This window comes from Prevotella sp. C561, from assembly GCF_000224595.1.
GTDB classification, from domain to species: domain Bacteria; phylum Bacteroidota; class Bacteroidia; order Bacteroidales; family Bacteroidaceae; genus Prevotella; species Prevotella jejuni.
In genome coordinates, this window is record NZ_JH114139.1 from 137814 (window position 1) to 150038 (window position 12225).

6 protein-coding genes and 1 pseudogene are annotated in these 12225 nt (G+C 39.0%); 2 read left to right on the forward strand and 5 right to left on the reverse strand.

The window, feature by feature from the left end; all coding sequences use genetic code 11:
• Positions 1–1323: 1323 nt before the first annotated feature.
• Positions 1324–1536 carry a hypothetical protein gene (locus HMPREF0666_RS00425; RefSeq protein ID WP_042855789.1) on the forward strand — a complete coding sequence of 71 codons (213 nt, stop codon included), beginning with the start codon at positions 1324–1326 and terminating at the stop codon, positions 1534–1536.
• 743 nt (positions 1537–2279) lie between these two features.
• Here the strand turns inward: HMPREF0666_RS00425 and HMPREF0666_RS00430 are convergent.
• Positions 2280–2945 carry a hypothetical protein gene (locus HMPREF0666_RS00430; protein ID WP_009010282.1) on the reverse strand — a complete coding sequence of 222 codons (666 nt, stop codon included), beginning with the start codon at positions 2943–2945 and terminating at the stop codon, positions 2280–2282.
• An 801-nt stretch (positions 2946–3746) separates the two neighbouring features.
• Here HMPREF0666_RS00430 and HMPREF0666_RS17155 point away from each other — a divergent pair.
• Positions 3747–4226, forward strand: a complete 480-nt coding sequence (locus tag HMPREF0666_RS17155) for a hypothetical protein (RefSeq protein ID WP_009010283.1) — start codon at positions 3747–3749, stop codon at positions 4224–4226.
• Here HMPREF0666_RS17155 and HMPREF0666_RS00435 read toward each other — a convergent pair.
• The 4 genes and pseudogenes from HMPREF0666_RS00435 to HMPREF0666_RS16230 form a co-directional block, all read right to left on the reverse strand.
• A complete protein-coding gene (locus HMPREF0666_RS00435) occupies positions 4170–5693 on the reverse strand; it encodes an RNA-binding domain-containing protein (protein WP_009010284.1) in 1524 nt (507 codons plus the stop codon). The genes HMPREF0666_RS17155 and HMPREF0666_RS00435 overlap by 57 nt on opposite strands.
• 2231 nt (positions 5694–7924) lie before the next feature.
• Positions 7925–9661, reverse strand: coding sequence for an LlaJI family restriction endonuclease (locus HMPREF0666_RS00450; protein WP_009010287.1), 1737 nt, complete (start codon positions 9659–9661; stop codon positions 7925–7927).
• 9 nt (positions 9662–9670) lie between these two features.
• Positions 9671–11533 (reverse strand): DUF4268 domain-containing protein, encoded by a 1863-nt coding sequence (locus tag HMPREF0666_RS00455; protein WP_009010288.1) that lies wholly within the window; start codon positions 11531–11533, stop codon positions 9671–9673.
• A 410-nt stretch (positions 11534–11943) separates the two neighbouring features.
• A pseudogene (locus HMPREF0666_RS16230) lies at positions 11944–12225 on the reverse strand (transposase); the annotation flags it as partial.

Sequence of the window (12225 nt, forward strand, 5' to 3'; positions counted from 1 at the left end):
CTGGGCTTATAAAGCTTGTAGACATTATCCAACATAAGATTATCCACCAAGGCATCTAAAAGACGAACAGGGTCATCTTCTGCGATATCCTTATCGATTCTTTGAGGAAAAAGAATCATTTTCTTGTGTATGTAAGAACGAAAGTGTACCTTTGTCATAATGAGATTTTTTGAATGCCTAAAGGTACAAAAACTTTAGGAAATAGCAAAGCCCTGGCTTGAGAAAGTCGGGGCTTTGTGCATAAAAAAAGAGGATGTGGACATTTTGACACACCCTCAGTAATCACCGAGATACCCATGTGAGGTGGATGTAGGCTGCTTTTGCCTCCTTATTGGTATCTACGATAGCTGAAACGCTCTGTGTTCTCTGTATGCCGAAGGCCTTCTGTGTGCTCGAAACCGTGCGCTTAAAACCTCCGTGACCTCCGTGTGCTCTGTGAGAGAAAAAACTCCCCAGCGAATCTCAAGCGTTATTTCTCACATGGAGGGTGCGTTCTATTTCTCACAGAAGAACACAGATGAACAGAACACACAAAGGTCCACAGAGACATTAAGTCAACCGATATCACAGAACGTTACAGCTAATCTTAGTTGAAAGGCCTCTGTGACCTCTGTATGCCGAAGGCCTTCTGTGGGATCGAAATGTGCGCCAAAAACCTCCGTGAACTCTGTGCGCTCTGTGAGAGAAAAAACTCCCCAGCGAGTCTCGCAATTGTTCTTTTTCTCACAGAGAACACAGATGAACAGAACACACAGGGTTTCACAGAGACATTAAGTCAACCGATTACACAGAACCTTACAACCACAGAAGCCTCACCCCCCTGCCCCACTCATTTCAAGAACATGCCCTTCTCCATTTGAGAACATGCCCTTCAACGTCCAAGAACACGCCCTTCTTGATGCTTGAGAACGCCCTTCTTCAACGCAGTCTGCAACATCTTGATTTCATGTAGGTTACAGAGATGAATGAAACATACATACTGAACGGAAATTTAATATACAAAGACAGAATGACAGAAAGACATAGTTAGGCTGAATGAACATACAGAGTAAAGACTATAACCTACCTAATCACTAAAAGATAGGTCACCTAATTACGATTTACACGAATGCAAATAACACCACAAGCAACGAACAGCAAGACGGTAGGGGTAGCTCGGTGATCACGCCCCTCCCTGCGGGGGAGGGGTCGGGGGAGGGGCCAGTTGTTGTTGAGAGAGGGGCCAGTTGTTGCGGGGGAGGGGCCGCTCATTCCTTTATATTTATAGACAGAATGACAGAGTGAGCTAACTTGCTTTATTTACTGGGTGTCCTCAATTCCTCAATGGCTGGTAAATTGTTGGCTGACCAACGAGATGGTGATTATCACATCTACCTCGAGCATATACGCAACCAGCCTATTCCGCTTACGACATCCAAGCAGCAAGAGGAGATAGCTCAGCTCGTCAGAATCATTATGGATAAGACACATGACGGGAAAGACAGTGTAACGAAGCAACAAAAAGTCAGTCAGATAGTTCCCACACTATACACATAATCTACCCGCACTATTTACTGATTAATGCGTATTTACGCTGAAAAAACGGATAGGTTGTTGATATTGTGAGAAAATGAGACATATCTTTGTAATCGCAAAGACTGCGTTTTTACGCATAAATAACTAATAGGAATGAATATAGAACGACCCATTTATCTACAAAGGCTAATGGACCGACGCCAGAATGGAATGATATAGTTCGTTACAGGATTGCGTCAGAATGGCAAATCGTATCTACTCTTTACACCGTTCTACGAGTATCTTCTCAACACATCAACACGATTCTCAACTTTGAACAAGTAGCCGTATTTGAAGATATTTTGGACTCATCCGAAATATGGAGTAATAAACTAAAACTCTTACATATAAGGCACACAGAGTCACGGAGGGGACGGAGGTAACGCAATGTCACGGAGGTGCCGAGGGCACAAAGAGCGACGGAGGTGTAGCATACAGATTCTTGATAAATACTTTGAAATAAATGCTTTGTATATAAATTGCTAATAGAATTGGCAAACAAGCTCCGTTGCTCTGTGCACCGACGGTGCCTCTGTTACTACTATAGCTTTGTATTTAATAATCCTCTGTTCTCTCCGTGTCTCCGTGTGACATTGCTTCAAACTCTAAACACAAGTGGCAAACCTTATCACTCCAAAATCCTGAAGACTCATATTTTGGTCTCATGTCTGCTCTTTAATATTTCTAAGCGAAACAAGAAACCAAAGATCCTCAAACAATAAAGTTCAAAGGCAAGTCACCTCGATTTTAATATGTAGCATTGCGGATATAACCTTTAGCACTCTTGCCTTGTCTTTTGTTGTCGTTGGAACCGTCACCCATCTATTGTCACCTATCTGAACCTGATACTTAGTCTGTTGTGTAGAAGTAATAAGATCATAACTACCCCATGGGATATGCTTGCGCATAATGGTTTCTACGCCCAACTTCTTTATCGTCCCAAGATAGGTTTCCGAGGCTCTTACACTATCAAAACATTCACCATCGGCAAACCTTACAACAAGGCGGTCTCGTGTGCGCTGCTTCTTCTCCGTCGTAGATGCGGCCTGCACCTCAAAGCCTACACCCATCTCTAAGACAAGCCCTAAGGAGAGTTGTTGACTGATAGAACGAAGTTGCATATAGCGCGTCTCCGTGTCAGCCTGTGTATTAAGATACCAACCGTCACAGATGGGCTTCATCCACTCCTTATACTGTGGATAGATGGTCTTAGATAGTAATGGGAGGTGACACATCGTCATTTCTATTGAGGGGAACCGCTCGGCTCCTATCTCTACCAAAGCCTCTATCATCGTGTTTACTGATTTGCTACAACAGATTACCTTCCCATCAGGAAAGGTGACACGAAGTAATTTCTTCTTTGCTCTTTGACGTAATCTTTCTACTTCCATCTTTACTTAATAAGAATTAGAAATTAGTTAAACGAATATTTACTACAGAAACCTTATTGCCTTACAAGGATAAAATAGCTCTAAAGGTTGACTTTTTATCCTACTCCTAAGATTGAAAAAAGTTTCATATCACTTTTGTGTACAGCTCATAACATTCTCTTAATATCGAGAAAACGATACCATTTCTATAATAAAAAGTATTTATCTATCTATAGATTATAGCCGTTTAGATGTAAGCATAGGTCTTTATTGCATACAAATATCGTAATAATATTTTAATTACACAAGATATTATCTTTCTTTTTTGCGCCAGAACACAATAACACGAGCCGTTACTTACTTGGTCTCCACAACCTACTCAAAAGAAAGAGCCGCAAGGATACGGCTCTATATAAGGTAGGACGGCTGCGGAGCTTGAAGTTATCGTACTTATATGCAGACGCTCATCCTACTGTAAAGAGGGCGGTACAGCATCCCTGTTAGAAATCCTTTCCAACATAGCCTCTGCGTTCTCTACTGCAAAGATACAATATTATCAACCAAAATACAAGTAAAACTCATGGTTTTTCTACCTGTCTGTATATTCCAATTCACTCATCCCCGTACTTTCTCCCCATACATATTTAATGCTAAAACGTTGACTCAACAGCTAAATACATTACCTGCAAACATTCCTGTAATTTGCTACCATGTAAACTGATATAGACCGAAACTTATCATCAACACTCCTCATAGAAACTATTTTAACAGGTACGCCGTTGTTTCTCAACATTCTACTTACCTTATTTTATAACTAAATTAATGGAGTTCGAAAGTTCCATAACTAAGATTACTTTGCGGTATCAAAACAACTTCATACAAGTATTTACTTCATATCGTATCACTTACTGTATCACTTACTGTATCACTTACTGTATCACTTACTGTATCACTTACCGTATCATTTACTGTATCATCAACCGTATCATTTACTGTATCACGCTATCATATCACGCTATCGTATCACGCTATCGTATCACTTACTATATTACGCAACCGTATCACTTACCGTATCATCAACCGTATCATTTGCTGTATCACGCAACCGTATCACTTACTGTATCATCAACCGTATCACTTACTGTATCATCAACCGTATCATTTACTGTATCACGCAACCGTATCACTTACTGTATCACACAACCGTATCACTTACTGTATCACGCTACCGTATCATTTACTGTATCACGCTACCGTATCACTTACGGTCCATTTACCCCTTGTATTAATCTTAATATCTAATTCACCAAGGATTTTAATATCACGCCAAACGGTAGGTATAGAAATAGATAATTCCATTGCTATCTGTTTCGCCGAAGTTACTTTTCCTTGCTGTATCATTTGAATCATAGTTTGCAGTCTTTTACGGCGCTTCTCTTCTTTTATCTGATTATCTATTCTATCATTTATTCTGTCATTGACAAGTAATAGAGGTATCGTCTCATTTACAAAATCTGAATGACAAGGAATATGTATCAAGAAAAAACTACGTTCCTCATCAGTTTCAATTCTCGCTTTGGGTGAACCATTACGAAGCAACTCATCTTGTATAGTAGGAATACCTGTAGAACGACCTTCAGAAAGACTAAGTTCCTTGAGAAAATCTCCCAATCGTCTGTTTCGATAACGTCGAGCCTTTAAATGTTTTGCCTCATTGAGATCAGCATCAGAGATAGAGCGATCAGGTCCAGAGTAGCTTAAGATAGCTATCTCATGTGGCTCTACACGTATCTCCACAATTTCCCGTGTTTGGTAATCCCTATGATATAAAGCATTAACTACAGCCTCCTCAAGAGCTTGGTAAGGATAGTTGAAATAACGAATGGACTCTGCATGATTTTTAGGCTTGATAATCCGCTCTTTTACTATATTGGTACGTAAATAATCTAATGTCGCTCTTATTATAGTTGGTACCGAACCCTTGATACTCGGAGCTTCTATCATATTATTTGGATTCTTGATTACCCCTTCTGGAAACATCACAATATCAACCTGTGTGTAAGGGAAAAACTTATGTGGTTCTTCCGAAAACATCATTGCCGCCACATTCTTGAGTCGTCGGTCTTCCTTAGGTCCAGTCCATAGGTCAAGTTGCTCAAGGGTTTTGGAGAAGTCTTGTGTCAGTACAATATCTGCCAACCTACTCTGTACACGTCGAAGGTAGTCTTGCACCAAAATCATAGATATGTCTTTGATGGATATGTCCTTATTACCACGATCATCAAAGGGTACACGATTTGCCATTTCTCTGAGTTCGTTTAAAGGATCGCCCTTTGCCTCTATTGTACTACTTCCCGAACGAATATAACACTTTGATTCAGAACGAGGATTCGTCACATCGCAACGTACTTCATAAGGTCTGGAGTCACCTGCAGGTACCCATATTGCAAGTACTTGCTTACCATCTACTTCCTCTACACTTGGATGTGGAAGATAGTAAGGAAGCAGTTTATTATTATAGCCTATCATTGCCTTCATAATCTTATCTAACTCCTTTGAACTAACTCCACATATAGGGCGTTTGGCTATACCATTCTCCTCTTCTACACCTACAAGAATATATCCTCCACCAATATTATCGAAATCATTGGCAAAAGCACAAATAGATTGATAAATTTTAGTAGGATTCCACCCTTTCTTGAATTCTATACGATTGCTTTCTATTTTTCTCTTTTCAAGCAAATCTTCGATGTTGATATGTAGAACCATATTTATTCTGTATTACCATGTTTAATTTTGACTTCAAAATACATTGTATCTCTGAGTAAAATAGAATTCCTCTATGAGGTCTTCTACCTACAGTCAACAAAGATTGGCAAATGTAATAATCTACAAACGTCACTTACACTCAGTCTATTTTTGAGACAAGATGATATCTACATCTATCGTTTCTACTAATCTTAATTCAACCTCGCCCCAAAGGTAAATCTTGAATCATAGAACATAAAATAATAACATATTTTAGAAATAGAACTTTCAGTTGTCTCTCCTAACGCCTTTCATGCTGATTATTTTGCAACCAATACAAACTTCAAACAATTCATCACCGTTATAAGATGACTTTTATTCTTGTAATTACATTACAAAGATAAAAATTTGAATTCTGTAAAACAAATATTTAACTAAGTATTTTTAAGTATCTTCCAAAATAAAAAGTGATAAACTAAAACTCTCATATAATAAGGCACAAAGGGCAACAAAGGTGTAACAGACAGACTCCTGACAGCTCTTGGAATAAACGCCTTGGCAGCAAGTCGCTCACAAAACCTGCCCCACTCTCTACACGCGAAAAGCCGCAAAGATAAGGTAGGACGGCTGCGGAGCTTGAAGTTATCGTACTTATATGCAGACACTCATCCTACTGTAAAGATATAAACAAAATTTATTAAGTAATGATAAAAAATAACTTGGTATTTTTTTCTCTCTCTCCATGAAACCATATAGTTCCATTTCTGGAGTTTTTCATCAATTGAATACACTGCTCAAGACCGATGCCTCGGCTCCGAAAATGTACCAAGTTATTTTTTAATCATTACTAAACGATGAAGTCTCAGAGTTGTCTTCACAAAAGTTTCTCTTTCTGACACCTACTCTACAATACTCTTAAACACATCAGACACTTGCGTAGGAGTCATATAAAAACACAACAGCCAAGGATAAGTTCTTGACTAAGACTATCCTGTTTCGCAGTTTGGTCACAGTGCTCATATCTCCCACAGCACAAAGATAAGTATGATTTTCTGAATGAGTAAATAATATAAAAAGGATTACAACTTTTATCTTATAGCTAATATAAGTTTACAAGTAAAAAAGTTTACAAGTGGACAAACTAATAAGTTAACGGGATATACACATCCACGTTTTATTCATTAAAAGAATAACTCTATTTTTCCTACCCTCTGTACTAAGGCTACTCAGTCTTGCCATATTCTCATGCCTTTCGCTTTTATCGAATTTAAATTATAAACTCGAGCCTAAGTCCCCAAGCTGTTTCCTTATCGTTTACAGCCTTTTAAGTCTTGCTCATTCTTACCACCTTCTTTTCTAAAACGGTTTGTACGTAAATCGATTAAGTATGTATTTGTATCGTCAGCTTGCGCACTTTCTTCGTCGAAAGTCATCATAACAGTCCATATCTTGCGTTGACGTATATTGATGTAATAAATCTGTTCATAACAAGAAAGTGTATTGGCATTATTGTAATATTCATAGCATAAAATCGAGTCGGATACCACGTTGTTTACAGATAACAAGACATAGGCGCTTATATGTTCCTCCGTACTATTTTTTTCTTATATATTTTGAGTGATAGCTGATGGGTCTTATCTAATTTCAGAACCGAGCGAGACATCCTTGAAAGTATGCTGTAATAATTTATTGACAGTTTTTCAAGTACACAACCATCCTTTCCTCTTGCACAAGAGCTATTAACCTGACTTGGAAAAGTAGTATCGGCGACAAGACTATCACCAAGTAGAAATCTTTCATTCGTGGCCTTTGAGCCGAAACGCTGACACGTTTGCGACAGAACCTTCTGCTGAGACGAAAACGAGAAAAGTAGTAAAATGGACAGGACTATGACCTTTATGACTCTCTTTTTAGAGCCAGAATGTAAACGAGAAGCGCATAGTGCTGCTCCTTTTCCTTGGTTAGCATCGCTAAACACGTTACTGCCTCTACCGCTCATTTGATGATTAAATCCTATTATCTTCATTGCTTATTTGTGGATAACAAAACCGTTTTTTACTTATCTAATCATTAATACGTAAGTTAAGCCACCATAACCTCTCCACGTTTCTGCAGGCATAAAAGACATGCGACAAGTAAATGGCTTACATGAGAAATAACAGATTTGCAGGATGTTAACAACGCCAGAATAATTAGTTGGATGAGACCATCAACTTGTCTACCCGTCTACTTGTCCACTTGTCAACTCATTCTTAATGTGTCCGTGTTCTTATCCTTACCAATACATCCTGCTGATCTTTTTCTAATTTGAACTTCTCAACAAAAAAATAATCTTTGAGTTGATTAAGTAGCAACTTATTCTCCTGCTGATACTTCTCTCCCTTCTCAAGTGCCAAGGAGTAGATATCCTTATATTGCTCAAAAGGTGCGTAAAACTTTCCCAATAGTTGCTGGAAATGTGTCTTAAAGTATTCTTTATCATCAACACCAGTCTTAGCTTTGATAAAATAGAAGTCATAATCCTCATCTAACCATTTCTGTATCTCTTTACAGAAACGCTGTCTTACCTTCATCTTCCACGCGGTCTTCTGACTTTGATTATCTCTCGCATACAGTGAAAGAACGTAAAGGAAGTTCACATCATAATGGGACAGCAACAGTGTGTCACGGTCAAAGAGTCGGTTATCAAACTGCACACGCTTGTGCCTGTTTCTCTTTCTGTCGGTTTTCTCTATATTGTCATCGTCATAACTGAACATTTCATTCAGCTTTGCCGATATAAAGAAATTAGGTAGGATATTATAGCCTTCTGTCACATCATCTCGCAGGCGAACACCCGAAGATGGCTTATCACCATTGCTAAAAATATCAATGTTCCATTGTATAACATTCCGTGCATAGGTGTATTGCTTATAGATTGACTGACTTCCTAACTCATGACCAATCTTATAATACTTACTATCCCCGATATAATACGTTTGCTCGTTCTCCCCAGCAATAAGACTCTGTGACGTGAACAGATGATCAACGATTTTCCCATCCTCTTGCTGTTTCTCCATACCATCTGGCAATGGGTTATCGCCTATCAGTTCATCAATAATGGCTTCAAAAACAACATAGAAGTTCTTTACCAATAGGTAATCCCGTTGTTCTGTGGCAACCATCACCTGCTGTGCTTCATCGAAGAAGTTATAACACAAATGCCATAGTTGTAAGGCTTTATCAGAGAAATACTTATACTTTATCTGTCGTAAACGTGTCTTACCAAATCCATTGAGATAGGTATCAAAACGCTTACCAGTAATGAGCTGGATCTGGCAACAGATATCCTTCGGAAAACCGTAGGTGTCGCCAATATAATTTAGGATGGAAAAGAAGATGATGAGTAGTTCTTCATCAAAGTTTATCTGCCTTCGCTTGTTAACTGGGTTTAGATAGACAGCCTGCTCATTCTGAATAATAGCAGTCTGTGTTGCTATCGTTCGTTGCCAATTAATCTTGTTCAGACCACTATGCAGATTTTTTATGATAAAGAAGAAAAAACTTTGATTGTCTTGATTGAATTGTATCAGCGACAGAAGAATATCAAGGTAGGTATTACTCTGTCTGCGTCCTCGATGACACATCTGTGCTATATATGATTGACAAACTATTCTCGTATCATTACGTCTATCATTCTTATAGACCACAATGGCACGATATATCCACACAGCAAACTTATAAAGAAAACTACGCTCTTTGGAGTCGAAAGTATCTAAGTTGGCTATATCCTCTGGCTTATACTTTCCAAAAACAAGTTCCTGACCATCAACATTCTTCAGCAATACCTTCGGAAGAATAAACACACAGTCTTTGAGTAGGGTGTTATAATAATACCCTACGTAATGGATAGACACCCTACCCTCCATATTCTCTAAGGCATCAATACCATAGAGAATGTCCCTAACCTTAGAGACATCGTACTGATATTCTTCTATAAGGATTCGCATAACGAGTGTCTACTGCTGCTTTGAATACTTAACAAAGACCTCACGCATACGAAGTATTCGTGTAATAATAAGATCGAAGATGGTAGTCCAATGTTCCTTATCCTCAAAATCAATATCGTCTATCCGCTCTACAATCGTACTTGATTTCTTTTCTGGATTCTCACGCCACTCATACGTCGTATCCATCTCTGCTTCAATATCCTTTTTCTGATCAGCAAGATGATAATAAGTATCTGTGGTTCTATCGAAATATACTTGCAGTGCAATAGCACGCTCCCAAAGTTTCAAAACTACAGACATATAGAAATCAGCACCAGACACATAGAAATTCTTCCAATGATCCTTACCTGCCTTCTTGGTTCCTCCAAAGTAAGTCTTAAAGTCGTCATTCTTTTGTGCATAGGCTAAAAATGCCTCCCAAAAATCATAACGCTTTCGTTCTGACACCGACCATGTAGCCCTTGGATTCTCGGAGTCATCGGTATTCTCTGCCTGTCCGTTATATTCCTCTTCGCTTTCCTCAACTGGTGTTAAGCCTAAGTTACCAAGGAACTGTGCCACTTTCTCCGCCCTTACCTTGGTCTTCATTTCGCCCTCAGTATAGAACTTTGCAAACGTTAGTTTTCCACCTTCAACTGTATCATCAAAGATAGGACCTACTAAATCGAAGTCCTTAAATACATCATTCCAAAGGTAGAAGACAACCTTACCCACAAATGTCTCTGCGCTAATAACGCCTCCATGTGCCTTACAAAAGAAATAGCCCAACTTCTTATCCTCCGAATTGGTCGTGCTCTCTATCTTCTTGTTTATCTCCTCTAAGAACTGCCACCAGTCATATAGACTACCCGCAACATCAATGACATAACCTTTCTTTGCATCCGATATTGGCATATAGCTCCAATCCCAACGACGCTTAAAGGCTGAGTCTATCGGGAACAAACTCTGGTCGCTGGTGTTCATTGTTGCCCAAATAAACAGATTACTTGGCAGTAGGAGAATATTACCCTCCAACACCTCGCTCACTACATCACGACCACCATAAAGGCTATTAATGGCACCTGCTTGAGGAATAGTCAATCCCTTTAGTGCTTTAGCCACATAACGTTTCATATCGGTATCTGCCTTCACAGGATAGTCAGAGAAGCCGCTATGGTTGCGGTCTAAGAGCTGGAACAAATCACCAAAGATCTGTGCACAGTTACCTCGATTAATCTCTTCTATCACTAAGAACTGTCGCTGTGGATTGCCTTCATCACACGTAGCATATTTCTCCCACGCAGCAATATATGCTTGTAGAAAAGCCTGCGGTACAAACTCATAGACAATCTTCTCCTCCGTCAGTGTCTGCCCAAGCTCAACAACAGGATGTCCCGACAAGTCACGCATCGTTATCTCTCGTGTCGTTGGCTTATATGCTCCCACAAAAGACGAATAGTCACTATCTGGATGGAATGTAGTACGGATGACATCCTCCCCCTTTATCTCCTGATTGATTGTAAATGACTTACCAGTACCAGGTGCACCGTAGAAGATTTGCTGGCGGGGAAGACTGCTTACGTTATTCTTTACTTTATGAGTTGATTGAAGAACCATTTGAGCCATTACCGACAGTGTGGACGTATAACCATACTCATACTTATCTATCTCACTTGTTCCAGACAATGCTTGTCTTGCAGATTCAGATGTAGCATCAGGATGCTCACTCCAATAGTTTACATATTCCTCTAACAGTCTCTTTGAGATGGTACGTAAGCCTGTAGCACCTTTACTTGTTGACCTTACCAAATAACATAATCTGTCTTCATCAACTATCTCTACCTGACCATTATTCGATACATCACCAATCTGTAATCTGTTATTCAACCCCATAATTTATATTCATTTAGCCTAATATGATTTAGTTATATCCTATATCTTGATAATGATAATGAGCCATATAACTAAGTAATATACGTGTTTTGTCGTTGATTTAGAGAACCTTATCTTTCACTCTCACCGCAGTAATTCTATGTGATTACATTCTCCTTGCACTGTACAAAAATGTGTTATACATACTCTCTGCAAAGGTAATCATTTTCAGACAGAATGACAAATAAAGACAGAAAAAACAAAGGAATACAAAGACAAAGGAATAGAAGACAGAATGAGACCTCTGCAAAACCTTCATTTATAGAGAAATTCCCATTTAGTTGTGTTTAGAAGCATATTCCAACGTGTTTATTGTTATAATTGATGCCGTAAAACGATTATTATCATCTATATTTGTGTCCAATTTTCTTTTATTTGAGAGCATTGGACACAATTATCCCTGGCGTTCGATATAAGTTGTAGGCAACAGCCTCCATAATATGCTGTGCATGTGTTTTGGCAAGTCCTACATATCTTGCCGTACCTCCCCTAAACCATCTGTGTATGGAACCAAAAGTGCGTTCCACCCTGTACCTAATTTTACTGATAGCCACATTGACGCGTTTTCTCTCTTTCTGTAATCTTATGCGCCCTTGTTCCTTTGTGCATAATGCGACTTTTTAGTTCATTCGAGCAAGTGTCTCCTTGTTTTC

What these genes read in the sequence shown, in the direction of transcription:
- HMPREF0666_RS00425 (WP_042855789.1), top strand. Translation starts at nt 1,324, where the DNA reads ATGGCTGGTAAATTGTTGGCTGACCAACGAGATGGTGATTATCACATC.
- HMPREF0666_RS17155 (WP_009010283.1), top strand. Translation starts at nt 3,747, where the DNA reads ATGGAGTTCGAAAGTTCCATAACTAAGATTACTTTGCGGTATCAAAAC.
- HMPREF0666_RS00430 (WP_009010282.1), bottom strand. Translation starts at nt 2,945, where the DNA reads ATGGAAGTAGAAAGATTACGTCAAAGAGCAAAGAAGAAATTACTTCGT.
- HMPREF0666_RS00435 (WP_009010284.1), bottom strand. Translation starts at nt 5,693, where the DNA reads ATGGTTCTACATATCAACATCGAAGATTTGCTTGAAAAGAGAAAAATA.
- HMPREF0666_RS00455 (WP_009010288.1), bottom strand. Translation starts at nt 11,533, where the DNA reads ATGGGGTTGAATAACAGATTACAGATTGGTGATGTATCGAATAATGGT.
- HMPREF0666_RS00450 (WP_009010287.1), bottom strand. Translation starts at nt 9,661, where the DNA reads ATGCGAATCCTTATAGAAGAATATCAGTACGATGTCTCTAAGGTTAGG.